This is a genomic window from Mesorhizobium sp. M0047, assembly GCF_040323315.1.
In the GTDB taxonomy this organism is placed as follows: Bacteria; Pseudomonadota; Alphaproteobacteria; order Rhizobiales; family Rhizobiaceae; genus Mesorhizobium.
The window spans coordinates 145,478-169,580 of sequence record NZ_JAMYUW010000014.1 but is presented as its reverse complement, the minus strand read 5'-3'; the positions used below and the strand labels follow the sequence as shown (position 1 = coordinate 169,580).

27 protein-coding genes and 1 pseudogene are annotated in these 24,103 nt (G+C 60.8%); 19 read left to right on the top strand and 9 right to left on the bottom strand.

All coding sequences use genetic code 11. The annotated features are described in order from the left end of the window. The first annotated feature begins 911 nt into the window (after positions 1 to 911). Complete coding sequence (locus NKJ89_RS16410; protein WP_352603885.1) at positions 912 to 1,250, top strand: hypothetical protein; 339 nt, start codon at positions 912 to 914, stop codon at positions 1,248 to 1,250. A gap of 525 nt (positions 1,251 to 1,775) precedes the next feature. Here the strand turns inward: NKJ89_RS16410 and NKJ89_RS16405 are convergent. Beyond that, positions 1,776 to 2,054, bottom strand: a complete 279-nt coding sequence (locus NKJ89_RS16405) for a hypothetical protein (RefSeq protein WP_214393386.1) — start codon at positions 2,052 to 2,054, stop codon at positions 1,776 to 1,778. Next, positions 2,051 to 3,121, bottom strand: coding sequence for an acyltransferase family protein (locus tag NKJ89_RS16400; protein ID WP_352603882.1), 1,071 nt, complete (start codon positions 3,119 to 3,121; stop codon positions 2,051 to 2,053). Before NKJ89_RS16400 ends, NKJ89_RS16405 begins: the two co-directional genes overlap by 4 nt. 67 nt (positions 3,122 to 3,188) lie before the next feature. On the opposite strand from NKJ89_RS16400, the gene NKJ89_RS16395 reads away from it, so the two are divergent. Genes NKJ89_RS16395 through NKJ89_RS16385 form a run of 3 tightly spaced genes read left to right on the top strand, consistent with a single transcriptional unit; the run spans position 3,189 to position 5,048 of the window. Then, positions 3,189 to 3,779, top strand: coding sequence for a hypothetical protein (locus NKJ89_RS16395; RefSeq protein ID WP_352603880.1), 591 nt, complete (start codon positions 3,189 to 3,191; stop codon positions 3,777 to 3,779). A 59-nt stretch (positions 3,780 to 3,838) separates the two neighbouring features. Then, on the top strand, positions 3,839 to 4,348 hold the full coding sequence (locus NKJ89_RS16390; protein ID WP_352603878.1) for a hypothetical protein: 510 nt from the start codon (positions 3,839 to 3,841) through the stop codon (positions 4,346 to 4,348). Position 4,349: 1 nt separating this feature from the next. After that, entirely contained in the window at positions 4,350 to 5,048 is a 699-nt protein-coding gene (locus NKJ89_RS16385; RefSeq protein WP_352603876.1) for a transglycosylase SLT domain-containing protein, read from the top strand. Positions 5,049 to 5,090: 42 nt separating this feature from the next. Here the strand turns inward: NKJ89_RS16385 and NKJ89_RS16380 are convergent, their stop codons facing one another. Then, a complete protein-coding gene (locus NKJ89_RS16380) occupies positions 5,091 to 5,423 on the bottom strand; it encodes a hypothetical protein (protein WP_352603875.1) in 333 nt (110 codons plus the stop codon). Positions 5,424 to 5,565: 142 nt separating this feature from the next. Continuing rightward, positions 5,566 to 6,018, bottom strand: coding sequence for a helix-turn-helix domain-containing protein (locus NKJ89_RS16375; protein WP_006205840.1), 453 nt, complete (start codon positions 6,016 to 6,018; stop codon positions 5,566 to 5,568). A 639-nt stretch (positions 6,019 to 6,657) separates the two neighbouring features. Here NKJ89_RS16375 and NKJ89_RS16370 point away from each other — a divergent pair. From NKJ89_RS16370 to NKJ89_RS16345, 6 genes and pseudogenes are all read left to right on the top strand, one after another. Then, positions 6,658 to 6,999, top strand: coding sequence for a hypothetical protein (locus NKJ89_RS16370; protein ID WP_352603872.1), 342 nt, complete (start codon positions 6,658 to 6,660; stop codon positions 6,997 to 6,999). Between the two features lie 645 nt (positions 7,000 to 7,644). Further along, entirely contained in the window at positions 7,645 to 8,397 is a 753-nt protein-coding gene (locus NKJ89_RS16365) for a DUF7146 domain-containing protein (protein WP_352603870.1), read from the top strand. Between the two features lie 199 nt (positions 8,398 to 8,596). Continuing rightward, a pseudogene (locus NKJ89_RS16360) lies at positions 8,597 to 9,748 on the top strand (LLM class flavin-dependent oxidoreductase); the annotation flags it as partial. Between the two features lie 25 nt (positions 9,749 to 9,773). Then, positions 9,774 to 10,622, top strand: coding sequence for an ABC transporter permease (locus tag NKJ89_RS16355; RefSeq protein ID WP_352603868.1), 849 nt, complete (start codon positions 9,774 to 9,776; stop codon positions 10,620 to 10,622). 51 nt (positions 10,623 to 10,673) lie between these two features. Continuing rightward, positions 10,674 to 11,672, top strand: coding sequence for an ABC transporter substrate-binding protein (locus tag NKJ89_RS16350; protein WP_352603866.1), 999 nt, complete (start codon positions 10,674 to 10,676; stop codon positions 11,670 to 11,672). Between the two features lie 25 nt (positions 11,673 to 11,697). After that, positions 11,698 to 12,462: an ABC transporter ATP-binding protein gene (locus NKJ89_RS16345; protein ID WP_352603864.1), complete on the top strand. Its 765-nt coding sequence runs from the start codon at positions 11,698 to 11,700 to the stop codon at positions 12,460 to 12,462. A 130-nt stretch (positions 12,463 to 12,592) separates the two neighbouring features. On the opposite strand, the gene NKJ89_RS16340 is transcribed toward NKJ89_RS16345, so the two are convergent. The 3 genes from NKJ89_RS16340 to NKJ89_RS16330 all read right to left on the bottom strand — a co-directional run bounded on the left by NKJ89_RS16340 (position 12,593) and on the right by NKJ89_RS16330 (position 14,197). Next, positions 12,593 to 13,075 carry an RES family NAD+ phosphorylase gene (locus NKJ89_RS16340; RefSeq protein ID WP_352603863.1) on the bottom strand — a complete coding sequence of 161 codons (483 nt, stop codon included), beginning with the start codon at positions 13,073 to 13,075 and terminating at the stop codon, positions 12,593 to 12,595. Beyond that, positions 13,072 to 13,503 (bottom strand): antitoxin Xre-like helix-turn-helix domain-containing protein, encoded by a 432-nt coding sequence (locus NKJ89_RS16335; protein WP_352603861.1) that lies wholly within the window; start codon positions 13,501 to 13,503, stop codon positions 13,072 to 13,074. The genes NKJ89_RS16340 and NKJ89_RS16335 overlap by 4 nt, the downstream gene beginning before the upstream one ends. A 382-nt stretch (positions 13,504 to 13,885) precedes the next feature. Continuing rightward, on the bottom strand, positions 13,886 to 14,197 hold the full coding sequence (locus tag NKJ89_RS16330) for a hypothetical protein (RefSeq protein WP_352603859.1): 312 nt from the start codon (positions 14,195 to 14,197) through the stop codon (positions 13,886 to 13,888). 131 nt (positions 14,198 to 14,328) lie between these two features. On the opposite strand from NKJ89_RS16330, the gene NKJ89_RS16325 reads away from it, so the two are divergent. Beyond that, complete coding sequence (locus NKJ89_RS16325; protein WP_352603857.1) at positions 14,329 to 15,567, top strand: DUF1173 family protein; 1,239 nt, start codon at positions 14,329 to 14,331, stop codon at positions 15,565 to 15,567. Positions 15,568 to 15,821: 254 nt separating this feature from the next. Further along, complete coding sequence (locus NKJ89_RS16320) at positions 15,822 to 16,106, top strand: hypothetical protein (RefSeq protein WP_352603855.1); 285 nt, start codon at positions 15,822 to 15,824, stop codon at positions 16,104 to 16,106. Here the strand turns inward: NKJ89_RS16320 and NKJ89_RS16315 are convergent. Both NKJ89_RS16315 and NKJ89_RS16310 read right to left on the bottom strand, forming a co-directional pair. After that, positions 16,063 to 16,662, bottom strand: a complete 600-nt coding sequence (locus NKJ89_RS16315; RefSeq protein WP_352603853.1) for a thermonuclease family protein — start codon at positions 16,660 to 16,662, stop codon at positions 16,063 to 16,065. The genes NKJ89_RS16320 and NKJ89_RS16315 overlap by 44 nt on opposite strands. Further along, positions 16,662 to 17,201, bottom strand: coding sequence for a hypothetical protein (locus NKJ89_RS16310; RefSeq protein ID WP_352603851.1), 540 nt, complete (start codon positions 17,199 to 17,201; stop codon positions 16,662 to 16,664). The genes NKJ89_RS16315 and NKJ89_RS16310 overlap by 1 nt, the downstream gene beginning before the upstream one ends. 89 nt (positions 17,202 to 17,290) lie before the next feature. On the opposite strand from NKJ89_RS16310, the gene NKJ89_RS16305 reads away from it, so the two are divergent. From NKJ89_RS16305 to NKJ89_RS16275, 7 genes are all read left to right on the top strand, one after another. Further along, positions 17,291 to 18,148: a lytic transglycosylase domain-containing protein gene (locus NKJ89_RS16305; protein WP_352603849.1), complete on the top strand. Its 858-nt coding sequence runs from the start codon at positions 17,291 to 17,293 to the stop codon at positions 18,146 to 18,148. Positions 18,149 to 18,160: 12 nt separating this feature from the next. Then, entirely contained in the window at positions 18,161 to 18,469 is a 309-nt protein-coding gene (locus tag NKJ89_RS16300) for a TrbC/VirB2 family type IV secretion system protein (RefSeq protein ID WP_352492028.1), read from the top strand. A gap of 5 nt (positions 18,470 to 18,474) precedes the next feature. Continuing rightward, complete coding sequence (locus NKJ89_RS16295) at positions 18,475 to 18,783, top strand: VirB3 family type IV secretion system protein (RefSeq protein WP_352492029.1); 309 nt, start codon at positions 18,475 to 18,477, stop codon at positions 18,781 to 18,783. Between the two features lie 2 nt (positions 18,784 to 18,785). Then, positions 18,786 to 21,197 (top strand): VirB4 family type IV secretion/conjugal transfer ATPase, encoded by a 2,412-nt coding sequence (locus NKJ89_RS16290; protein ID WP_352603847.1) that lies wholly within the window; start codon positions 18,786 to 18,788, stop codon positions 21,195 to 21,197. A gap of 8 nt (positions 21,198 to 21,205) precedes the next feature. Then, positions 21,206 to 22,075: a hypothetical protein gene (locus tag NKJ89_RS16285; protein WP_352603846.1), complete on the top strand. Its 870-nt coding sequence runs from the start codon at positions 21,206 to 21,208 to the stop codon at positions 22,073 to 22,075. 50 nt (positions 22,076 to 22,125) lie between these two features. After that, positions 22,126 to 22,800, top strand: a complete 675-nt coding sequence (locus NKJ89_RS16280; protein WP_352603844.1) for a type IV secretion system protein — start codon at positions 22,126 to 22,128, stop codon at positions 22,798 to 22,800. 226 nt (positions 22,801 to 23,026) lie between these two features. Next, positions 23,027 to 24,097: a TrbL/VirB6 family protein gene (locus NKJ89_RS16275; protein ID WP_352603842.1), complete on the top strand. Its 1,071-nt coding sequence runs from the start codon at positions 23,027 to 23,029 to the stop codon at positions 24,095 to 24,097. Positions 24,098 to 24,103: the final 6 nt, after the last annotated feature.

The following is a 24,103-nucleotide window of genomic DNA, read 5'->3' as shown; positions in this document are numbered from 1 at the left end:
AGGTTTGCCGTTTCTGTTTGGAGCTGGAACAATTAAACGCTGATAGGGATGCTCTTTTCGCTTTGTCCCCTCCACCTGTGCCGGGCAACCCTGCGCAGAGCAAGCAGTTCTTCATAAAGCTGAATGCGATTACGGCTCGCTATTTAGCGCTCGAACAGCGGCTTCGAGAGGCTCGCAGCGACATCAGCCAAGGCTACCTCCGAAGCCTTTGAGTTCGTCCAGTCGGAAGCCGCTGCGACCGCCGCGGCATTAGCGCGCATTCAGGGTATCGATTGCCCGATGGTCCAGCCTTGCCGAAATCCAGAAAATCAGACCGCCCAGCGTCAACTCGACACCGAGGTCCCTACCTGGCCCATCGGCACCGATCCGGATACGAACACCCTCCTCCGTCGCTGCATATGAGTCAGAGACACTTGCACAGCGATTTGCAAGATAGTTTATTGACTGAATGAATCTGAAGAGGAGTGATTCATGGGAACCAGTAATCACCTTTTGCTTCGTGCACCTACGGCGGCGTCGACGGCTGCGACCTGGGCCAGACCGCGACGCTGGGAAAGCAGACGTGGCCTTGTGGCGTTGTCGCCATGGCATGGCTCGCTCCACCGGAAATTCTCACCTGCAAACCCATGACCCCCGAGCACGATATGCGTTCTTTTCGTCACATCCTCCACCTCGTCGCATCCGCGGCCTTGCTCGCCGGTTGCGCCGAGCGAGTGCCGGATGCTTCACATTCGGCCGGCCCCGTTTCGGCTACGGACTCCTATTGGAAGCCTGATCGGGTCAGTCGCAGCCGGCAAGAATATGCGCCAGACTGGGGGCGCTTCCCGCCGGTCATTACCCGGCGAGCCGGCTACCCAACCGAAGCTCAGGCGAATAACGCCTTGCGCCGCTCGCATTGGAACTCCGTGCCTGTGCGCACGCTCATCACCAAGGAAGCCATCAAGACGATCTCCGTCCCCGCGGAAGCCCCGGACACGATCGCTGCAGGCGTTCGCGTCTTTGCCTGCCGGCCAGGAGCGCTCAACGGCTATACTGGCCGCGTGCAATTTTACGACGGCCCCGTCGTCGCCTGCGCTTCCGACCTCCTGTCTGCCGATGGTCGCGTGCTCGCCCGAGTAGCCCTCAATTTCTACTACTGGCAGAAGGCTTGGCGCGTCCAAGACCCGAGGCCGTCCTACAAGTCTGTCCCGTGGGCCTATCAGGAACCCTCGCCGCCCAAGAGCAAGGGCTGGTTCGGCGACCGCTACTAAGCGGCGGCCGTCACACTGCCGCGTGTCGGCTGGCCAGATGCGCACAGAAGCCGACGGCCAAACCAACGGCGCCGGCGTGGCAAGATTGTCCGCAGGCGTATGAGAGGTACGCTGCGAGCGGCTTTTACGACGCTCCGGATGTGTCGTCACGCAGCGTGCCAATTCACCACCGCGTCTCTTCGTGCAGATCCCAGTTCGAAGATTGCGACGACCGTCTTCGGCGACTTCGAGTGTATTGCGTGTGGTCGCGCCAGCAGTCATGGCGACCTTCACGCATGGAGGCCGCATCGCTCACCTCCGGCCGAAAGATCATGCTTCCCTATGCGAGACCGATCCTGTCGTTCGGCCAAAGCGTTTCGCAAGGCTTTAGTTCAATCTCTTTCCTGGCGAAATCAGTGTCAGTGCATGGCATTGCTGACGGTCGTCCACGAAGATCAAACTGCGGATATCGTGCATTCAGCATTCCGGGGGATCGAGCGGCAGGCCGCACAGCCCCCCAACATGGTAGCTACTTCGCGGTCGAAGTCATCTACCGGTCAGGTTCTGCTCTTCTGCTGGGAGCTCGCTTCGCACGAACACGTCCAGCACTTGCGCGATATCGACCCCTGACGGCGATCCGTTGCGCACCATACCCCTCGATACCGCCGAGCGCATGGCTCCAATGACGCAGCATGCCGCGACGAGCGCTGCCACGGCATCGCCGTCGGTCTCGGTCAAAAGCTGCTCCGCCAGCGCCCTCGCTCCTCGCGGAATTTGATCGACATCTTCACCACCAAGCGACCACTGACGATTTTCTTCCGTCACCGCAACACCTCCCGGACTGTTCGATTTGACCATTGGCGGCCGAGCTGGCGGAGCGGATCTCCGATTGCCACCGTCAGCACATGAGACAGCCCAATCGCGACCGCGATCGAGAGCGTTGCCGTCGCCGGAGCGTCCAGGAATTGGCCAAGCGACCAGTTGAACAGCGCCAGCACCGGCAGATGGATCAGATAGAGGGCATAGGAGATGCCTCCCAAGCGGCGCAGCATCCGCCCCGGCCAGTTCACAGAATCATCCCGCAAGGTCGCCCTTGTCACGATCCACCCGCACATCAGCGCCAGCACGGCAGTCGCCACGCCATGCATCGCCGGCGGCAAGATCGCCAACATGAAGGCCGCGATCGACATCCAGAACGCCGCTTCCATGTTGCCGATCACCCGCAGGTGTTCCGCCAGACGGGGCCATGCGCTTGTGCCCATGGTTGCTCCGATCGCCAGCCCGACCGCGATTGCATCGATGCGGAACGTCCAAAGCGTCCCGCCCCAGGGCCGCAGCGTGAACGTCCCGACCACGAGAACGAGTCCGGCCAGCGCGAGGAGCGCCCGCCGCGGTAGCAAGAACACCAGGAGCGGAGCCAGTAGATAAAATTGCATCTCGGCGGCAATCGACCAGAATGGCCCAAACGCAAAGGCGTTCCCGCATCCTGTGGCGCCCCCCAAACAGGGTGCCCAATGCGCATTCGAGATGAAGGCGAATGCCGCCTTCGCGTCTGCAGGCTCAACGCCGCTTCCCGGGATGATCAACCCGATCGAGAGGATGGCGCCGACGCACCAGGCCAGCGGCACGATCCGCATAGCACGCCTGACATAGAAGGCGGAGGCCGCCTCGAGCGCACCGCGCTCGAGGCGCAGGCTTCGCAATGAGCGTTCCACCACCAGACCGGAAATCACAAAGAACAGGTCGACCCCGACGCTCCACGCCGGCGCAAACAGCAGAGCGGCGACCGTCCCGCCTTCTCCGAAGACCGGCCCGACATGCGACAGCACCACCAGCCCGATCGCCAGGCCTCGCAATTCATCCAGCCCCGATAGGCGGGCTTTTTGTCCCATCCAAATATCATGCTCGACAATCATCACAACATTGATTTAATCATAGGGCACACAAGCGAGGCAAGGAATGCATGCACGCCTGACATTTGTCGCAGTCGCGGCTGCCCTTACATTGGCGCCCCACGCTTCGGCCCAGCCGCTCACGCATGATCCGAACGCCTGGCGCGCCGTCGCCTATGCCGATCTCGAGCTCCCGAACTCGGAAGCCGTGCCCTACGCCTCCCTATGGGCCGACCGACTGAAGAAGAACAACGACGCCTACGTGGCCAAAGGCGATACACGCTTTGCGGTCGCCAACGCGCCGGCTTCCGAGAGTCACATCGTCGTTCGCAGCCCGGCCAAAACCGTCGTCCTCTCGGTCCTGCACACGCTCACCGGCTGCTCGCCGATCCGCACCGACCCTGTCGGCAATGCCACACTGAAACGATGCCCCATGCGCTTGGCGATCTACCAGAACAGCCGATCAACGGTCGCTGACGCTGGCTCCGGCTGTTTCATCGAATATGGCGCGCAACCGAATAACGTCCGCCCCGACATCGCTCGGAATGGTGCGATGGGTGCATATGATGTTCAAGCCAAAACCATTCGCGCCGGCATCGTATTCCAAGGTGAAATCGCCCCGGAATGTCAATTCCGGGTCCCTGTCCCGCAACCCTAGGGGAAGCCGCGATGCCCGGTGCGTTTCCGGCAACTTCGCTATTCGAAAGGAGCGCAATCATGATCGACATGGAGAACCTGACGTTATTCAGGACACCAGCCTGCCACCGGCCACCACCAACGGATCAAGGCTTCCCTCACGGCGCACGATGCGCGGCGTTGACCGCGGCTCCTGCCGGCGGCCACGGCGGGATGATGTTCAGGAGATCTGCCATGGCCAGCCCGACTATCTTCGCGACTCTAGCCGTCTTGATCTCGCCGGCAATCGCGCAAGAACTTGATCCGCTCAAGGCTCCGCAGGGATCATATGTAGCGTCCACGCACACATGTGCCGATCTCGACCAAGGCGTCGGCGCTCTCGAACTTGCCGAGTTCGACGGCGACGCAATCACCGTCGGCGCAAGCACCTGCAAGATAGCAGGCACCCGTCATGCAGACGATGCGTTCCAAGCCTCATGTACAGAGCGTGGCGGCAGCTCCCCGGTCATCACGCCGATGAAGATTACGCGCCCATCCAGCGACGCGCTCTCCATCAATGGCGCCATCTATAATTTCTGCCCGGGGAAGTAAGATGCTGCGTCCCTTCCCAATACTCCTCTCCGCGCTCCTGGTCGTTGGACAAGCGCCTGTTGCGCAAGCGAATTCCTTCGACCAGGATGCAAGTTCTTGCGATCTCCATGACAAAACAACCTTGCGTTCCCTTTGTACGAACGGTGCGGGTCTGCCGAGCTATCCGTCCACGCAAGAGATGACGGAGCGCAGCCCGAACATCGCCAATATGATTGTCGACGCCGCCAACAAGTATGGCGTTGATCCCAAGCTCGCTCTTGCCGTGTCCGCTCACGAAGGCGCGATGTCGGCATGTGCCGGCTCCTTCAGTGGCGTTCTTGGACCGATGCAGCTTACGGGGGCGACCGGCCGGGCCTACGGAATGGATCGGGGCATCTTGTCCGAAAACATTGAAGGCGGCGTAATGACGCTTCGCGATGCCGTCAAATCGTGCGGCGGCACGTCAAGTATTCGCTGCCTCGCCGACCGTTACAACGGCAGCACTGAAAGCCAGCGCCGTAACTGGACGAACGACGTAAACCGCCGCTATGCCGCCCTCAATTCGGCCGGCCAATCCATTCCTCAGGGATGCGGCGCGCAAGCGGTCTGCCAAATGGGACCAGGCGACTTTCCAACGCCCAGTGGTGGTGACACAAAACTCGCTTCATCCGCTCCCGGTCCCGCCGGCAGCGACATCAACGTTGCCCCTGGTCAGGTGTGACCCCGCCTTCCCGTTGAAGGCCACGCCGTCGGCCCGCCGCCTTCAATGGGAGAGATTGCGCGACGAGAGCTTTCCAAATCCCCGTTTCAGATGGCTCGCCAGCTCCTGGCGCACATCATCAGGCCATTGCTCCATCCCAACGCAATTCACTTCGGCCGCAACCAGCGACCAGTACAGCAGATCCGCGTGTCGTCCTTCGAACAGAGCCGCCACGATGAACTGTCCGATCACCAACGTGATTGTCTCGGGCTTGCCTTTCTTCCGCAGAAATTCCGAAACCTCTTCCACCGATGGTTTCGGGTGGCAATCGACGAACGCCGCCGCTTCCCTATAGAGCGCATTGTCTCCTGCGACTTGCCAGATATTCGCTTGCATCGTGAACCCTTCAGCAATGATGCCAATGCATCGACGCTGGCGGATTTTCTGATGCTAGTCAAAGAAATATAAGATAGATTTTTCGCTTATCGTAGCAAATAAGTCTACGCTGATTGTTTAGCATCTTCTACTTTTCTTGTCTCTACTGGTTTGCCCTGCGTCCCTTTTTGGCTGGAGGCAGCCGCTTCTTCTCGGAGGTTGCCCCAGCGGGGCTGGCTGCCTCTTTCAAAGACGGAACACCACTGAACTCCGTCATCGAGCGCTTCACAGCACGCGTGGCCTCAATATGCCGCGCAATCTCGGTGAAGCTGAAGCCGAACGTCTCGATGTCCCGCTTCACGCTGTCGTCGTCACCAGTCCGACCAATGAGCGTCCACACCGGAACCTTGAGGTGTCGCGCCAGCCGCTCCAGGGTGACGAATGTCGGGTTCCCCTTCCCCGTCCGCAACTGGTAGAGCGTGCCGCGCGATAGCCCCGTAGCATCGGCAAAACTTGCATAGTCCGGGTACTCGTTCTCGATTTGGCGAAGTCGCAGCGCGAGCAGGATCGAAAGCCAACCATCGCTGTCTTCTGTCTTGTTTTTAAATATCGGCACAGCTGCCCCCCCTGCTTATCGGTCGGAATATGACGGCCATTTTTTGCAGAATGTCTAGTGCTCAGGGCTTGTAGCCTAAACGATAACTCATTGCCCTATTAAAGTGTCGCGGCATCCTCCCCATACTCAGCAAAGTGACGGGCTTACAGCTTTTGACCCGCTAAATCGTTCCAGATGCACGATAGCATTTGACCATCTGCATGCCCTGTTGAAATGAATAATTAAATGAATCCGGTTTGGATCTCGTGGTCCCCTTACTAATGAATCTGTCGTGTGCCACCCAATCCGGAGGGACAACCCTGGTCTCTGCCCTTGCGGCAGGCAGGCCCTGCAATCGTTGCCCGACCACTTCGACCTGGTTCAGGTCGACCAGAAGCGAGACCTCGACGCCGGTGCTTCTGGCGATTACACTCAAGGCGGGGCCGCAAGGCTTGGCCCCGGCACCAAACTCTATGCCCTGTTCGAGATGGAAATGGCGCCGGGTAATACTCTGAAGCCGATACCGCCAAAAACCGCACCATGCCCCAGCCGTCGAAAAACGCTTGATCCATGAGGGGCCATCCTATCTCCATTGATCATTATAATGACGATCAATCTGTGATATTATAATGATCACATCGAAATAGGAGACTCGCTGCCATGTTCATGAGGTTCGCGTTCGCGATTTTCGCCGGCGGCGTGCTCGCTTTCTTCGCCCTGCCCGATCAGGAAGCCGGCCTTCGCATGCTCAGCTTTTCCACTGCTTTCTTGATCCTGTCCCTCGCCGCAGTCTGGGTCATCAAATTTCTAACCCACAGTATCGGACGTCATCGTCTTCGCTCGTCGTTACAACTGTCGCGCTGTGATGACGGTCTTCCTTTGCATGACGCTGCAAAGTTCGAGCGCTCCGCCTGGTCAACGTCCGGCGTCAGCCCCCAGGATCCGAAACTGGCCTGGCAGTACCGCGTCAACGATCAGCGCCTTGGCCGCTTCAAACTCTAACAGGCTGTTCTCGCCAGGATCTGCTCAATCACGCACAGAGGATCCTGCTCTTCCGTCAGGTCTGTGATCTCCTGATACGGCAGCCCCAAATGATTCGAGGCTTGCACAAGGCAGCGTCCCGAATCCCCCAAGGCCCAGACCCAGACGCCCAGGAACGCCGCCATTGTGCCGATCGTCTGAAGGTCGGGTTGCGCGTCCGCGCGCAGTCATAAGGCGTTCCTGCGCAGACACCACCATGCTGCGGTTCGCGTGCAAATGGTTCTCGTCATTACCTCATGCAACGGCTCCTGATCGCTAATCTCGAGTGTTTGCGAATGGCGCTCTCAGCGATGCAGGCTTGGGGCTACCTGGCCGAGGCGATCCTGCCGGCACGACGGCTAAGGCCTGGCCCTTGAAACGCCCCGGCTATTTCGCCGGAGATGTTCAACGCGCTATTACATTATTCTATTGATCCGATAGCGGCTTGGCGGCATTGTCAGGTCCATGACAAAGGTGTCGTGGCCAAGCGCTGCGCAGGTATATCGCGCCTTAGGAGGGTTCCCGGCGCGCGGCAGCTACTTGTGCCGTTGCCCAGTACCAAGTCACGGCCAGGGGAAAGGCGACCGCCATCCCTCCCTCTCTGTTCGTGACGGGGATTATCGTCTTATGGTGTACTGCTTTGCAGGTTGCGATCCCGTCGACATCGAGACCGCCATTGCGGACCTGGATTTGTCGAAGCGCGCGGCCGAGCCTCTGCGTCGTGTTCGTCCGGCGGCGCCCAAAACCACGGCAGCGGACGCGCTCGCGCTCTGGTCGAGAGCGACTGCGCTCGCCGGTACGCACGGCGAAGCTTATCTTGCCTCTCGCCGTCTGCCGGCGACGTTGCCAACTTTGCGCTATCTGCCGGGTTATCGGTTGGGAAAGAACCGCTTTCCCGCGCTGGTGGCTGCTCTGCAGGCCCCTGACCGTTCGATCTGTTCGGTGCAGCTCACCCTCTTGCACCCGACACGACCAGAAAAGGCGGCGCTGGACGAGCCGCGCCGCATCATCGGCCCAAGCCGGGGCTTTGCCTTGCGGCTCGCCCCGGCGGCCGATGCCCTTGGTATTGCCGAAGGCTATGAGACCGGCCATGCCGTAATGCTGCGATACGGCCTGCCCGTCTGGTGCTCACTGGGAGCACCACGTTTGCCATTTCTTCAGCTGCCCGAATGCGTACAGCGGATCGTCGTCTTCGCCGATCCGGACAAGCCCGGCCTCAGCGCGGCCGAACGCGTTCGCGAAGCCAACCCTGAGCGCCAGGTCCTCATTCACAGACCGCCCGACGACCGGGATTTCGCGAAGCTGTGGGAGGACGATCCGACGCCCGAGACCCTACCCTTGGATCTTCTGCTGCGCGAAACACTCGGCGCCGACACCTGAGCCCCTCGGCGGAACAACTTGCCATGAACTTTGATCACAAATTTGGCACCACTTGTTCTGGCGAAGGGTGCCTTCGAGCATCTAGAACCGGCACCAGGTGCGCGCCTATCTCTACTCGACACCCAAGCCTTGGCTTCAGAAGACCAGCGCCGAAGTCTTCCGTCAAAGGATACTGTCGACCACTCGGTGAAGGCGCTAAGGCGGCAATGCCAAGATCGCCGGCTTCGAGCCGGTGACGCTGTTTGCGGCCTTGGCGCCGCTCACCACGCATCTCGGCTTCATCGCTACCGCCTCCACCACCTATGAGGAGCCCTACACGCTGGCACGCAAATTCGCCTCGCTTGACCTGGTGTCGAATGGCCGCGCCGGCTGGAATGTCGTGACGTCGGCCGGCGACGAGACCGCGCGCAATTTCAACCGCGACGTCCAGCCCAACCATGCCGACCGCTATGCCCGGGCGCATGAACATGTCGAGACGGTCAAGGCGCTGTGGGACAGTTGGGAGGACGACGCCTTCATCCGCGACAAGCAGTCGGGCCGCTTCTACGACAAGGACAAATTGCACGACATCGACCACAAGGGCGAACATTTCAGCGTCAAGGGTCCGCTCAACGTGCCGCGCCCGGTGCAGGGCCATCCGGTTGTCGTACAAGCCGGGCAGTCCGAGGACGGACGCGGGCTTGCCGCGCACTCGGCCGAGGTGATCTTCACTGCTCATCAGAAGCTCGAGACGGCGCAGGAATTCTACCGCAACATCAAGGCGCGCGTGGCGGCTGTCGGCCGTGATCCCGACCAGGTGCTGATCATGCCCGGCGTGGCGCCCTTCGTCGGCCGCACAACGGAAGAAGCGCGCGCCAAATATGAGCAGCTCAACGACCTGATCCTGCCGGAGGATGGCGTTGCTTTGCTCAACGGGTTGGCTGGCCAGACGCTCGACATCAGGGGCTATCCGCTCGACGGCCCGCTGCCGCCGAGCAAGGAAACCGAAGGCATGAAGAGCCGCCAGGCGCTGATCCGCCAGATCGCCGACGAGAACAACTTCACCATCCGCCAGCTCTACCAGTGGGTGGCGACGGCGCGCGGCCACTACACCATCGTCGGCAGCGCCACTGAGGTGGCCGACCTGCTGGAGGAATGGTTCACCAGCGAGGCCGCCGACGGCTTCAACATCCTGCCGCCCTGGCTGCCCGGCGCGCTCGACGACTTCGTCGACCTGGTCATTCCCGAACTGCAGCGGCGCGGCCTGTTCCGCACGGCTTACGAAGGCCGCACCCTGCGCGAGAATCTCGGCCTCAGGCGGCCGGAAAATCCATGGACCGTCGCTCGTTCGACCGTCCTTGCCGCCGAATGATCCTCGTAGCTGAAGGGTAAAAACGATGACATTGCAGCACATCGATCGGCAGATCGCGGTTCGCCGCAGTGGCAGCGAAACCGGTCTCGGTGCCGACTTCCTGCACCTCGGCGGCCGGACGGCTGTCCGGTTTCTGTCTCGCTACGGCGTGCTTGTTGGCTTCGTGGCGCTCTGGCAGGTGGCGAGCAGCATCGGCTGGGTCAATGCAGCGGTGCTGCCGCCGATCGACATGATCATAGTCGCGCTCTGGAAAGGGCTAGCCGGCGGCAGCCTGCTCGGCGACATCGCCATCAGCCTGCAACGCGCCGGCATTGCCGTTGCGGCGGCAGTTGCCGTCGCCATCCCGCTCGGCCTGTTCATGGGCCAGGTGCGCCCGGTCGAAACAGCGCTCGATCCGATCCTGCAGGTGTTCCGGCAGACGTCGGCGCTGGCGCTCTACCCGGTGTTCATCCTTCTGCTGGGGCTTGGCGAAACCTCGAAGATCTTCGTCATCTTCTGGGCAACGCTGTTTCCGCTGCTGCTCAACACCACCAGCGGCGTCAAGGAAGTCGATCCCAAGCTGCTCGAAATGGCGCGCGTCTATGGCGCCACGCGGCTCACCGTGTTCCGCCGCGTCGTGCTTCCGGGCGCCGTGCCCTCGATCTTCGTTGGCTTGCGGCTGAGCGCGACCACTTCACTTCTGTTGCTGATCGCCTCCGAAATGATCGGCGCCAACAAGGGCATCGGCTTCCAGGTGATGAACGCCCAGTACAATTTCCAGATCCCGCTGATGTTCGCGGCGATCGTCATCCTCGCCGGCCTCGGCCTGATCGCCAACCAGGCGCTTGTTGTCCTGCAGCGGCGGCTGTGCCGCTGGAGCAATCCCGTCAACTGACCAACCCTCTCAATCCAGGCCCCCTCCTCTCATCCTAGGAAAGATCGGACCATGAAAATCACGCGTCGTTCCCTGCTAGCCGGTGCACCGCTTGCCGCCGGTATCATCGCCGCCGGCCTGCCCCGCTTCGCCTTTGCCGAGGCCGCACCGGTCAAGTTCCGCTACCTCGCCAGCCGTGGCGGCATCTCCCCGCATGAGCTGGCCTACGAGCTCGGCTATTTCAAAGGCCTCGGCGTCGAACTGGAGAATGTCGGCTATTCCGGCGGCGGCCCGGAATCGCTGTTTGCGCTTTCCTCCGGCAGCGTCGACCTCGGCTCGGCCGCCACCGCCGCGGTGATCAACTCGATCTCCGGCGGCAACGACTTCGTCGCCGCCTATCCGAGCAACGGCATCAACAGCCAAGTCAAAAGCGTCTTCTACGTGCTGGAGGACAGCCCGATCAAATCGATCGCCGACATTGCCGGCAAGACCGTCTCGGTCAACACACTCGGCGCCCATCTCGACTACACGGTGCGCGAGGCGCTGCACAGCGTCGGCCTGTCGCCGGATGCCGCCAACCTCGTCGTCGTGCCCGGACCGCAGCTCGAACAGACCTTGCGCTCGCGCCAGGTCGATATCGCAGGCCTCGGCTACTGGCAGGCGACCTTCGCCGGCGCGCTGGTCGCCAATGGCGGCGTGCGTGGTGTGTTCAACGATACCGACGTGCTGGGCGAACTCGCCGGCGGTTTCGTCGTGCTGCGACGCGACTTCATTGCCGCCAACCCGGACGCGGCGCGCAATTTCGTCGAACAATCGGCACGCGCCTCCGACTGGTCGCGGCAGAATCCGGACGAAGCCCGCAAGGTGCTGGCCGACATCCTCAACAAGCGCGGCGAAAATGGCGATCTGGCCCGCTACTGGACCGGCTTTGGCCTGCGCGAAGGCGCGCAAGCGACCGACCGCGACATCGATTTCTGGGTTGCCGTGCTGGAACGCGACGGCCGCCTGGCCAAGGGCAAGCTGAAGGCCGCCGACATTCTGTATCGGCCCGGCGAAACCAAGACGAACTGAGGGCTGAGATGGACCGGGAGCTGAAATGACTGGCACCAACCGCGGCGGAGAGGTCTCGATCCGCGACCTCTCCAAATCCTTCACGCTCGGCGGGCGTCAGCTTGCCGTGCTGAGGACCCTCAACCTCGACGTCCGCTCCGGTGAATGCCTGGTCATCGTCGGCGCCAGCGGCTCGGGCAAGACCACGCTGCTACGCATCCTCGCCGGGCTGGAACCAGCCGACAGCGGCGGCGTCGCCATCGACGGCAAGCCGGTCCACGGCGTTGGCGCCGAGCGCGCGGTGATCTTCCAGGAACCGCGCCTGCTGCCCTGGCTGACCGTGCTCGGCAATGTCGCCTTCGGCCTCGAAGTGCGCGGCGTGGCCAAGGCAGATGCCGAGGAAAGGGCTCGCTTCTATATCGCGCTCGTCGGTCTCGCCGAATTCGCCGATGCCTGGCCGAGGCAACTTTCCGGCGGCATGGCGCAGCGCGTCGGCATTGCCCGGGCGTTGACGGTGCAGCCCGAGATCCTGCTGCTCGACGAGCCGCTAGGCGCTCTCGATGCCATGACCAAGATCGGCATGCAAGAAGAACTGGCGCGCATCTGGAGCGAGGAGAAAGTGACCATGGTGATGGTCACCCATGATCTGGAAGAGGCGATCTATCTTGCCGACCGGGTGTTGATCCTGCCCAAGGAGAAAGGCGGTGCGGCGCGGTTGATCGACGTCGACCTGCCACGTCCGCGCGACCGCAGTGAAAGTCGGTTCGTGCGCTACCGTGAAGAGTTGCTGCGCGAGTTTGGCCTGCACTGACGGAAGTGAACGGATTAGCCCATCTCTATTGGCCGGTGTGGTAATCCTGCGGGATGGGCAAGAAAAACCGCTGAGGAATGCTCAAGCGCGATCGGTCCTACGCATGAGACGACGATATCTCAACGCCCCCTTACACGCCAAACAGCCGCCGGTCCCAGTAGACAGGCTGATGGAGACTCGTCTGGATCCTTGAAAACTCCGGATGCGCCGGATTGATCAGCACATTGCTATCGAGACGCGCCACGACGCTCGGCACCAGCAGGATGACACTGCGCCGTTCTAAACACCAGGTTTCGCCAAATCCCTTGCTTACCGTCGCCGGCATCGTGTCCCAGCCGGGCAGTGACGGCTGCGAAAAAACCTCGTAGCTCAGTCCGCGCGGAATTGTGATTTCGATGTAGTGCTGGTTGGGCGGCAGCCGGCCACTGCCATGCACCAGCTTTTCCAGGAGGGCCGTCGAATAGTGCTCGCTGGTGTAGATGATAGGACCTCCGGGCGTGTTCCATCGCCCTGGTGCGACTGTCGAGCCTGTCGCGTCGAAGATCGGGTAGGTGCCGGCCGGATCGCCGACACGAAAGGACAATAGGGTGCGATCGAGAGTCTGCGCCGTCACGCAGCACTGCCATACTTCAGACCTCCGAGGATATCGACCACCATTTCGGCGCCGAACTCGCTGAGGATAACGACGTCGATCGGTCGCTTGTCCTCAATCATCGGATGCGGCCGAAACAAGAAATCGCGTGCTTCCTCTTCGTTCTGCCAGACATCGACAGCAAGCCCCCAGACGCGCGCCACACGGGCCAATCGTGTGCCCTCATCCGACGACAGGCGATGCGCCGTCTTGCGCCGCTCGTAGGTTGCTTTGGGGATCAGCCGGTATTTGAACTGAGCATCTCCCGGGGCAACGAGATGGGCAACGCGCTCGACCACCCCAATGGGAAGTCCATTCTCGATCCGGGAGATCAGTCCGAATGGCGACCGCGCCGCCACCTCCTTAGCAGGCAGCCCCAACACGTCGGCTACATTTCCGAACGCCAGCATTCCACTCTCCATTCATGTGAGGCACAATATAGCCTCACATGATGCGCCCTGCAAGTCCCTGCGTCAGCGCGAACCGATCCAATCACCCTGCGATCCTTGCTGTCACGCGTTAGCCTTTGGCGCCCGCCAGCAGCATCAGTACCACCGACACCTCGCCTGCGTAGCCTTCGAAAAGCGCTAAGGCGGCGAGTGCGAACCGCCTTGGTCGCGAATGATTGACACCAGGAAAAACGCGTTTCCGCCAGCGCTGAACAAGGAAGCCCGGAAGAAAGAATGGCCGGGCTCGGATACGGCCCGGCCAAAAGAAGGTTAAAGCCTTCAGGGAGGAACACCGTCCGGTGGAAATGGGAGGAAACCATCGAACGATTTTACCTGTTTGATCTTATTTCAACGCCTTGGCGACGAATAGGATTCCAAAGATCATATAAAACGGCACAAATTCGTGCGCCACATTACAGAACGTCACAAGCGCGCGGTTCCGGTCTTGAGAGGTCACCATAGTGGCGTAGCTTCGTCGGATCATCCGGCACGAGGACATGACCGCGTGCTCTTCATGCACGCCATCGATGAAACAGTCTAAGTCGAGGATCGGATTGTCATCATGCTTCACCATCCCAGGCGGATCACGCCGCGGACGGGCTACATCGCCGCCACAGCCGCTGCTTGCGGCTCTATGGTCGCCTACCTGAAACATCAGCCCATTCGAGTCTGCTGGGTTAACCACTGTCAATCCATGGGAAGCATCGTTGAACCCAACGGGTTGGACCAAACATCGGTTCAATGATTTAATCATAAGGCGAACGATCTAAAGTCGGATGGCACCTTATGAGTGACTTTGCTATTCTGGGTCGCACGGTTGGCCCGCAGCACCCGGAAATTCAGACGCTCTTGCGTCAGGCGCGGGATCAGCAGGCTCGGGTCTTGTGTTTGTGTCGGCATCCCGGTGTGCCGATGTACATCGCCGCCGTCGGCGAGGAATTGATCATCAAGCGCATGCCGAACACCGGCAAGGACCATGCGGTCGACTGTGATCGCTATGAACTGCCCCTTGCGCTGTCGGGAAAGGCGGAGATCTTGGGTCAAGCAATCGTCGAGGATCCTGCATCGGAGGCGGCGCGGCTGAAGCTGGCCTTCGCACTGACACAAGGCAGGGCGCGACAGGGATCATCCGGCGAGGGGGCTTCCCACCATACTGTGAAGGCCGATCCGAAGAAGCTCACGCTGCGAGGCTTGCTCGACTATCTCTGGGAAGAGGCGGAGTTGACATTAATGGCACCCGGCTTTGTGGGAAAAAGAAATTGGGGGTTGGTCCGGAAATTTCTTTGGGGCGCGGCCGATGCGAAGTCGAGCCAGAAGTTCCAGTTGCGCGAGCTGCTGTTTATGCCGGCAATGTACTCCCCTGAGCACAAGGATCGCCTGGCAGCGGATCGGGAGCGGGCTTTCGCGGCGGCAGCCAAGGCGAAGCACAAGAAGATCGTGATCGGCATTGTGAAATCGCTCGATCCTGCCCGGTTTGGCGGCAAGCTGTCGATCAAGCATATGCCCGACGCGCCGCTCTTCATGGATGAGAAAATGTTCAGGGCAGTGCCGAAGCGCTTTGCAGCAGAATTCGACCTGTGGCGACTGCACGAAAATTCGCACCTGATCGCCATCGCAACGGTCATGCAGATGCCGTCCGGCATTCTGGCGATCGACGAAATCGGCTTTATGAACGTGACGGAGAATTGGATTCCGTTTCAGCACAACGACGAAAAGGAATTGATCGAGGTCCTGACCGGGGAGCATCGGCGATTTGTGAAAACGTTGCGCTACAACGTGCTGCCGGCGGTGCCGATGGCGTTCGGTCTTCTGACCGACGTTGACCAACAGGGAACCGCGCTTTTTGTCGTACCGCACGATGCCAAGGAGGCGGTACGGGCGGAATTCGACCATCTGATTTCAAGCTGCGAGCTCGAGACCTGGCGCTGGGACGCAAGCCGCCCCCGACCGGCGCTACCGGGCAAACAGCAGCGGCTTTCGCCTCCGCCCGGCAGGCAGGCTTTGGAATATCGACCGAACAACTGAAAAGCCGAATTGCGTGCGAGGCTGTAGCTGTAATTGGACCCAGCCAGGACATAAAACTCGTGAACAAGCGAAAGACAAGATGACGGCAATGATTCGATGCGGTTGGCGAGGGTCCGTGAGCGCGACGAAGCGCGGACGACGGCTGGCGCACCCGTAGGGCAGGCTACGTCTGAGCTTGCGTCTGGCGCCGGCGTTTGCGCTGGAAGCGATCGTTGATCGGGGCCGTGACCAGGGAGTGCGAAAAGGAGAAAGCGATGCTGAAGAAATTCGACATGGATCCGGGAACGGGCATCGTCATCGCAACAGTCCTGATTTTGGTGCTGTCCGGCGCCCGGCTTTTGAACCAGTGGGACAGTCTATCGTTTTGGCGAGAGCCGGGGCTGGTCGCGGCTATTGTTCTCGGATTGATTTCGGCGATAGCGCTTGCCGTCGCGTTCGTGGTCCGGCGATGGCCTCAGCAGAATGTACAGTATGATCCAACGCGCAGGGGACCAGTTATCGATTTGCCGGCGGATTCGAAGACTGACCAGCCTGGTTAGATGCGTTTCGGATATCGCGGAGGATGATGGCATTCGGATCGGGCACGTCGGCAAACTGCCACAGGCCAAGGTGCTGCTTTTTAGCGACCTCCTGCGCGACGATATAGGGAGCATGGACCGGAGCGCCGTTCGGAGTGACGGCCGCGAACGCCCAGCCGGTCGAGATCAGCGCCGTGCCGAGATCGATGCGAGAACCGGCCGCGGATCCTGAAGTAGGCTGCGCGACGCAAACGACGAAGCGCGTTTTGGTCGCGGCCTGCCAAGCGGCCGTGTAGCATTGAGGTTTGAGATCCCGGATGAGAGACACGAGCATGGCAAGGCTTGCCTCCCCGCAATCGACATGCCCCCCTGCGCTATTTGTGAAATATGTCGCTCGCAGGCAGGCTTGAACGCCGTAGAGACGGTGGGTCTCACCGGCATAGGTCCAGGTGTCGCCGGTGCTGAACGATGCTGTAGCGGGGATCGGAAACCAGGGATTGGGTTTGTCCTCGGCCAGTGCCGGAACACTGGCGAGGACGGCCGCGAGAATGCCGGCGGCGGCGAAGCCAGGTTTCATTATTGATACCTGCTGAGATTGAACCAGAACCGTTGTTTGCCGTCGGTCGTCGTGAGATCGAGATAGTTTGGGTCCGTCCTCTGCTCGCGCCGCGTCACGGCCGATGTTGGACGCGCACCGTAACCCGAGCCTCTCGGGTAAGTGCTCCAAGAGGCATTCGTCGCATTCCGCGGAGCACAGAAAGCGCCGTTGCTGTCGGGCTTGTAGACAGTTTGTGAGCGAGAGCTGTTGTCGCCCCCGCTCGATTCCGTCTCGGGCGAGACGGCGATCGTGCCGTCCGGGCAGGGTTTGAATTTCTCATATCCGATACGACCGGAACTGCCGGCCTCGGGGCACTGAGGCCAGGGCTCCCCATGAGCGACCATACGGAAAGCGCGCTCGACCGGGGGCACACATTCGCCGACGCTCGCCCAACCCTGCGGGTTGAGGATGCACAGCAAAACCTTGCAGCCAAAATCATCAGCACGGGCCGGCGCCGCCGACAGAACCGACAAGGTCGGCAAAAACGCCACAACGGGAAGAACCCTGCTCATTTTCATTGTGTCTGCCTCAATTTCGCGATTGCAGTTCATCGAGTCATTGTATTAATTCAGCATTCCAGAATCGGCAACGGCGGAGGATTATTTTAATGATTCGATCCCGCAAAACGGTACTTGCAGCGGGTGCGATCCTGGTGACGTGCCAAGCGGCGTCTGCACAGGAGGCTTCCCGGAACTCCCAGGGCAGCGTCACGGCACCTACCGGTCGCATCGTCAACGCGGCCGTCGACGCCAAGGGCCGGGTAATGCCGGCCTTTGAGGTTGGGAGCCATGACGTGCAGCGGATCGGTACGGCGGGAAGCGCTGACAGCGCGGCCGCTACGGTGACATCGACCAAGGCTGACAACCCCTGCTCCGGCGTCGCTGCCCTGTCGAACGAAGAAGGACAGCGCATCGTCGAAGCGGTCGCGCGCCAGCAAGGCTTTGCCCCGCCCCTCGTCCTCGCGGTTGCCCGGGCCGAAAGCCGCTTCAATTCCGGCGCGCTATCGCCAAAAGGAGCCTATGGCCTGATGCAGCTTCTGCCGTCCACGGCGGTAAGCTACGGCGTCGATATCTGTGATCCCGCGGATAATGTGAAAGGTGGAATCGGCTTTTTGCGGGATCTGCATCGCAAATTTCCGAACCCGATATACATGCTCGCCGCCTACAATGCCGGCGAGATCGCGGTTCTCAAATATAAGGGCGTGCCGCCCTACCCCGAGACGGTTGGCTACGTCGCCAACGTCATCAACGATTTCTACCAATGGCCATCGGTCGGGTCTGAGGCAGTGATGCCCGTAGGGTCGGTAAGCCTTGACCTCGCCGGCGTTCAACAGGCTGCGGCCGGCGCAGCTGATCAACGAAATGATCCGACATCCCGCACCAACTCCCGCAATGGCAGCACAATGTCGTCTCGCGAAGCGACGGCGCCGGTCTGGCAGGGCGGGATGGTACAAAACTTTGACTGAGGAGAAGCTTTGATGACCTTGTGGAAGATGATTGCTGCACGCAGCGCTGGTGTGGCGATGCCGCTCATGCTCTTGGCAACGCAGGCGATGGCCGGGGGCGGAAATCTCCAGCCGGTGCAAAGCACGCTGCAGACGTTGGTGCAGACCCTGACCGGGCCGATCGCGACGGCTTTGGCGGTTCTGTTCTGCATTTTCATGGGCTTCATGGCCTGGGCGGCGCGCCTGTCGTGGTTTGTGGCCGGAAGCTGGGTCTTGGGTATCGTGCTGGTCTTCGGCTCGGCTCAGATCGTCGAATTCTTTCAATCCGCGGTCGGCAGGTGATCGGCATGGCAGACGGCCGGATCGATCCTGGCGAGCCCAAATTGTTGATCACTCCGCTGGTCAAGGGCTTGACCCGAGCGCCGACGGTGCTCGGCATTCCCTATGAGCTTGCGGGGTTCATCGGCGTGCTGACGGCGGTCGTGTTCCTCGCAACCCATAATCTGGTCATGCTCTGTATCTGCGTGCCGCTCTATGCTGTTGCCAGGATCGCGATCATGCGCGATCCCATGTTCATCGAGATCATGTTCATCCGTTCGCGAAAGACGCCGCCCCGAAGCGCCAGCTTCTGGGGTGCGCGCAGTTATCGGGTGTGACCATGGCAATCGCGCGGGCTCTTCGTGATGAACTGAGTTTCGGGGCCGTGTCTCGTCGGGAGAATCCGGTTTCGGCCCATATACCCTATTCGCGGCATGTGTCCGACGAGGTGATCAAGACGCAGGACGGCATGTTGATGTCCTTCGTTCACATGAGCGGACTGTGCTTCGAGACGATCGATATCGCCGAGATCAATTCGCGCCTGCTCGGCCGCAACGATCTCATTCGGGGGTTGGCGAATTCCCGCTATGCGATCTACTCGCATATCGTGCGCCGCGAGGTGAAGCCGGCGATCGAGTCGAGCTTCGAAAACAAGTTCTGCCAAGAGCTGGACCAGCGCTATACGGCGGCCCTGCGCACCCAGCGCATGTTTGTGAATGATATCTACCTGACCATCGTGCGGCGCGAGCTGCAAGGCACGGTCGGGACGGCGGATCTCGTGATCCGCAAGCTTTTGGGACGAAGGGCTGCGGACGGTCGCTCTTCGAGCGAGGAGCGGGCGCTGATCGAACTCACGGACGTGATGAAAGCCGTCCGAGAGAGCCTGCAGGCTTATGGCGCGCGGGTTCTCACCGTCGTCAAGCGCAGTGACGTTTGGCATTCCGAGCCGCTGGAATTCCTGGTGCAGCTCGTCAATGGCGGATTTCCGCGACCGATGGCACTGCCGCGCATGAAACTCGCGGAGGCGCTAGCGACAAAGCGGCTGTTCTTCGGCCCGAACGCGCTGGAAATTCGCGGGGCGTTCCCTGGCGAAACGCGATACGGGGCCATCATTTCGGTAGGCGAGTACCCCTCCATCACGGGACCGGGGATGCTCAACCCCATGCTGAAGGTGCCGCAGGAATTCATCGTGACGCAATCCTTCGCCATCATCGACAAGCCCCAGGCGCTGACCCAGATGGAGCGGGTCGGGCGCAAGATCGACATGTCGGATGAAGCCGGCTCGATCGTGGCCGATCAACTTGGTGAAGCGCGCGATGAGCTTTTGTCTTCGGAAGCGCTCTATGGTTTGCATCATCTGACGGTGCTGTGCCTTGGGAAAACCATGGACGACGTGGCGCGCTGCGTGACCGACGTCGGCACCGCGCTGACGGAGGTGTCCGCCCTGTGGGTTCGCGAGGACCTGAATTGTGAACCTGCATTCTGGGCCACCCTGCCCGGCAATTTCGCCTATGTGGCGCGCAAGTCGATGATCTCATCGAAGAACATGGCGGGCTTCTCCGCCTTTCATAACTATCCGAGCGGCCGGACTGGCGGGGTGCATTGGGGAACGCCGATAAGCGTCCTCGAGACGACGTCGCAAACGGCCTACTTCTTCAACTTCCATGTTCGAGACCTCGGCAACTTCACTCTGAACGGCCCCTCGGGCTCGGGCAAGACGGTGCTGCTCGGCTTTCTCGCGGCACAGGCGCAGCGCATCACGCCGCGCCCCAAGCTGGTGATGATCGACAAGGACCGTGGCCTGGATATCTTCGTGCGGTCGCTTGGCGGCCGCTATGAGGTTTTGAAGGCCGGCGAGCCTTCCGGCTTCAATCCGTTGCGCCTGCCCGATACGCCGCGCAACCGGGAATTTCTCTTCCAGCTTTTCAGCTTCATGCTGCGTCGATCCGACGGACACGCCCACTCGACGCGCGAGGAGCAAGTCATCCGCAACGCGATCGCCCAGGTGGCGAGCGCGCCGCCGGAAGGTCGAACCATGGAGGAGTTCGCCGAGCTGTTGCGCGGTGCGATGCGCGCCGGCGATGACGATCTCTATTCGCGTTTGCAGCCATGGATGAGGCCCGATCAGCGCGGTTGGTTGTTCAACAACGTGGAAGACTCGTTTTCGATGTCGTCCATTTTCGGCTTCGACATGACGAGCGTGTTGAGCGACGCAACGACCAGCACGGCAGCCTTGCTCTATATCTTCCATCGCATCGAGGAGCTGCTTGACGGGCAACCGGTCATGATCTTCCTCGATGAGGGCTGGAAGCTGCTGGACAATGATATTTTCAGCTACTTCATCAAGGACAAGCTGAAAACCATTCGTAAGCTGAATGGCATCGTTGGCTTCGGCACGCAGTCAGCGGCGGACATTGTGAAGTCATCGATCGCCAACACGCTGATCGAACAGACGCCGACCAATATTTTTTTCCCCAACCCGAAGGCCGACGAGGAATCGCACAGGGCGTTCGGGCTGTCGGAGCGCGAGATCAAATGGATCCGCGAAACCCCGCCCGAAGCCCGCAAATTCCTGATCAAGCATGATCAGGACAGCGTCATTGCGCGCCTCAATCTGGGCGCGATGCCTGACGCGATCAAGATCCTCTCCGGTCGAATTGAGACGGTTCAGGAGCTCGACGCGCTGCGCGCGCGCGTCGGCGACGATCCGCAGGTTTGGTTGCCAATCTTTCTTGGGAGGGACCCGGAATGAAGACCATTATGGGCGCGACGGCCGCCCTTGTGACGATTTTCGCGGGATCGACGGTCATGGCGGCCGTGCCGGTTTCTGACAGTCCTATTCTGTCGCAGCGGAGCGAGGACAAGGCCGACAAGGTTCAAATCAAGCTCATCCAGGAGGACACGAAGTCCGCCACGCAGGGCGTCAATTGCTCGGTAACGACACCCAAAAAGGCGCAGAACGTGAATAGCCCGAAGGCTTCGGTCGATCCGGCGAGTGGCCGGGCGTCCTTGGAACAGGCCAATCCGGACATCAAGGGCTCTTCGGCGTTCGCCTCGACCGGGTCGGGATCGGGCGCTGTCGGCGGCAACGCCGGCGAAAGGGGCCAGTTGGATATCACCGGTCAGGTTCTCGGCGGGATGAATGGCAGCATGTCAACGGTGGCCCCCAATAAGCAGTCCTTCGAGACCATGGGTCAAGATATCGGGACTGACAAAACGGTCATGGAAGCCTTCGACCGCAACAGCGCAATCCGCGCCCAAGGCGGGCTGACCTTCAACGAGGTGATCCAGGCGACAGGGTTCTTCGCCCAAGCTTTCAACGTGCGCAACATCGGCACTGCCACACTGACAAGTCGGGGATCCTCCGGCCTGGTGGTGCCCACTCCCGCGTCCCCGCCGCCTGGCACGGGTGGCTCGACAAGCTGTCCCGGGGCTACGAGCGGCGGCGGCACGGCCGGCAACCCGTGCTGTCCGTCGACGGACGGCGCATGCACGGCGCCGCGCACGACCGACACGGTTGAAAACGTCTCGCCCGTGCTTTCGCAAATCCAAAGGGACGCGAACCGCGCTCCCGTGACAATGACGACCGACGAACTGATGTCGGCCATCAAGCAATATCAGGCTCAATAGGAGAAAGCGCTATGCGTGGAATTCCGTTAACAGCGGCACTCTTGCTTGGCTTGGGCGGCATCGCCTTTGCGCAGGTGCCTACGATCGACGAGGCTAATCTGGAACAGGCTCGGCAGATTGCATCGGCCACGAGTGAGATCCTCAACACCGACCGCAACATCATGGACTATACGCAAAAGACGCTGCAAGCCGTCACGGGCGACCGGTCGAGCCAGGCCGGCCAGCTCGCGCAGATGGCCTTGGGCAATGGCGGCTTCTCCATGGGGGACGCGCCTTCGCTTGGTAGCGTGATCTCGGGCGGCTCGTTGTCGTTCGCCGGCCTCGGCAATGGATCGCAGGGCATCGTTTCGAACATGATCAATGGCTTGCAGCTGGTGAAAACCATTTCGGGCCTGATCAATGGCCAGACGACGCAGATGGATAAGAATTACAGCGCCCTGGTGAACGTCGCGGCCACGGTCACCGGACTGGTCGACTCCTCGCAAAATGGGGTGAAGACCCGTTCCAGCGCTTTTCAGTCGGGCGCTCAACGGATCGGCACGGCGCAGGACATCAAGGGCTCGATCGATCAGAACAGCCAGATCATGGTGCAAACGGGTCTGACAGTGAACGAGCTGATCGGCGCGGTGAACACAGCTACTGCGGCCGCCAATCAGGAAAACATCGATCGTATGAACCTGATCACCCAGGCCTCGCGGGGGCTCGAATACAAGTCCGGCCAATGACGGTACGCTTTCTTCTATCAGCGGCCGCCATCATTAGCGCTGTCGCGACCTCGGGGTGCGGCCACAGGCCGCTCAAGGCTCCATGCTCGCGCGACGAGGGACCAATGCAGCCGATGGCGTTCGCAGCGCCTGAACCAAGAACAGGAGCGAAGAAGCCATTCGAGTGCGGTCCGATGAAGGCACTCAATAGCGATCCATCTTTGTTTCCAGGTGGGGCGGCGAAAAAATGAGCTTCAATATCACGACGCTTCTACAACAGGTCGATCAGTTCGGCAATAACTATGTATCGCAAGCCTACCAGAACCTCGCGTCGGCCCTGACCGGCGGGGGACAGGTGGGGGTCGCCGGCCTGATGCTGACGCTGTACGTGATATTTTGGGCCATCGGCATCTGGCAGGGAACCTCGACCGGATCGGGAAAAGAGATGGTCTGGCGGCTGTTCCGCGCCTTCGTCATCTACGCTCTGGCGACGAGCTGGGGGGACTTTCAAACATATGCCTATTCGTTCGCGAATGAGACACCTTCCGCGATCGGGAACAGCCTTCTGACGAGCGTTTCGGCCAATGTGACCGGGACATCGGCCGGGCTGAACTCCGTCAACTCCGTGCAGACGGCCCTGCAAAACATCTGGGATTCGCTCGCCAATTCCACCTCCGCCTTTATCAAGAGCCTTGGCGTGTTGAACTTCGGCGGCTACGTGCTGGCGGCGATCATCCTTGTCGTCGGCGCGCTGCTCATCGGCTATGCGATCTTCCTCATCATCCTGTCGAAGATCTTTCTTTGGCTTTTGCTGGCGCTCGCCCCAGTGTTCATCATTCTTATGCTGTTCGGCTATACGACCCGGTTCTTCGCCGGCTGGATAACCGCGATCGTGCAGTACATGAGCGTGCAAATTCTGGTCTACGCCTTCTGTGCCTTCTTCATCTCGATTACCCAGACCTATTTCGACGCGGTCAACCGGTCGAATGGTGCTGCGACAACGACCTTGACCGAAGCCGCGCCGCTGATCCTGATCTGCCTCGTCGGCGTGCTGCTGCTGTCGCAAATCACCAACGTTGCCGCCTCGCTCGCGGGCGGAATTGGTATTGGAACGCCTTCGTTCGGGCGCTTCTACGGCGGCGCCTTCGCAGCGATGGGCCAAGCCGGTCAGCGCAGGCTGATGGGACGCTTGGGCTGGAGCACGCGGCAGGAACGTCTGGCGGGTCGCGAGCGGGCGCGCGTGAGCCTCGCACAGAGAAGGTATGAGGATTCAGCGGAATATGCACGGCTTTCCCGAAAGCTGACGGATCCCGCATAGGTTTGG

What these genes read in the sequence shown, in the direction of transcription:
- NKJ89_RS16355 (WP_352603868.1), top strand. Translation starts at nt 9,774, where the DNA reads ATGACATTGCAGCACATCGATCGGCAGATCGCGGTTCGCCGCAGTGGC.
- NKJ89_RS16385 (WP_352603876.1), top strand. Translation starts at nt 4,350, where the DNA reads ATGCTGCGTCCCTTCCCAATACTCCTCTCCGCGCTCCTGGTCGTTGGA.
- NKJ89_RS16315 (WP_352603853.1), bottom strand. Translation starts at nt 16,662, where the DNA reads ATGAAACCTGGCTTCGCCGCCGCCGGCATTCTCGCGGCCGTCCTCGCC.
- NKJ89_RS16380 (WP_352603875.1), bottom strand. Translation starts at nt 5,423, where the DNA reads ATGCAAGCGAATATCTGGCAAGTCGCAGGAGACAATGCGCTCTATAGG.
- NKJ89_RS16290 (WP_352603847.1), top strand. Translation starts at nt 18,786, where the DNA reads ATGGCAATCGCGCGGGCTCTTCGTGATGAACTGAGTTTCGGGGCCGTG.
- NKJ89_RS16370 (WP_352603872.1), top strand. Translation starts at nt 6,658, where the DNA reads ATGTTCATGAGGTTCGCGTTCGCGATTTTCGCCGGCGGCGTGCTCGCT.
- NKJ89_RS16325 (WP_352603857.1), top strand. Translation starts at nt 14,329, where the DNA reads ATGAGTGACTTTGCTATTCTGGGTCGCACGGTTGGCCCGCAGCACCCG.
- NKJ89_RS16300 (WP_352492028.1), top strand. Translation starts at nt 18,161, where the DNA reads ATGACCTTGTGGAAGATGATTGCTGCACGCAGCGCTGGTGTGGCGATG.
- NKJ89_RS16320 (WP_352603855.1), top strand. Translation starts at nt 15,822, where the DNA reads ATGCTGAAGAAATTCGACATGGATCCGGGAACGGGCATCGTCATCGCA.
- NKJ89_RS16350 (WP_352603866.1), top strand. Translation starts at nt 10,674, where the DNA reads ATGAAAATCACGCGTCGTTCCCTGCTAGCCGGTGCACCGCTTGCCGCC.
- NKJ89_RS16400 (WP_352603882.1), bottom strand. Translation starts at nt 3,121, where the DNA reads ATGGGACAAAAAGCCCGCCTATCGGGGCTGGATGAATTGCGAGGCCTG.
- NKJ89_RS16335 (WP_352603861.1), bottom strand. Translation starts at nt 13,503, where the DNA reads ATGCTGGCGTTCGGAAATGTAGCCGACGTGTTGGGGCTGCCTGCTAAG.
- NKJ89_RS16285 (WP_352603846.1), top strand. Translation starts at nt 21,206, where the DNA reads ATGGGCGCGACGGCCGCCCTTGTGACGATTTTCGCGGGATCGACGGTC.
- NKJ89_RS16295 (WP_352492029.1), top strand. Translation starts at nt 18,475, where the DNA reads ATGGCAGACGGCCGGATCGATCCTGGCGAGCCCAAATTGTTGATCACT.
- NKJ89_RS16330 (WP_352603859.1), bottom strand. Translation starts at nt 14,197, where the DNA reads ATGTTTCAGGTAGGCGACCATAGAGCCGCAAGCAGCGGCTGTGGCGGC.
- NKJ89_RS16365 (WP_352603870.1), top strand. Translation starts at nt 7,645, where the DNA reads ATGGTGTACTGCTTTGCAGGTTGCGATCCCGTCGACATCGAGACCGCC.
- NKJ89_RS16395 (WP_352603880.1), top strand. Translation starts at nt 3,189, where the DNA reads ATGCATGCACGCCTGACATTTGTCGCAGTCGCGGCTGCCCTTACATTG.
- NKJ89_RS16305 (WP_352603849.1), top strand. Translation starts at nt 17,291, where the DNA reads ATGATTCGATCCCGCAAAACGGTACTTGCAGCGGGTGCGATCCTGGTG.
- NKJ89_RS16275 (WP_352603842.1), top strand. Translation starts at nt 23,027, where the DNA reads ATGAGCTTCAATATCACGACGCTTCTACAACAGGTCGATCAGTTCGGC.
- NKJ89_RS16310 (WP_352603851.1), bottom strand. Translation starts at nt 17,201, where the DNA reads ATGAAAATGAGCAGGGTTCTTCCCGTTGTGGCGTTTTTGCCGACCTTG.
- NKJ89_RS16390 (WP_352603878.1), top strand. Translation starts at nt 3,839, where the DNA reads ATGATCGACATGGAGAACCTGACGTTATTCAGGACACCAGCCTGCCAC.
- NKJ89_RS16345 (WP_352603864.1), top strand. Translation starts at nt 11,698, where the DNA reads ATGACTGGCACCAACCGCGGCGGAGAGGTCTCGATCCGCGACCTCTCC.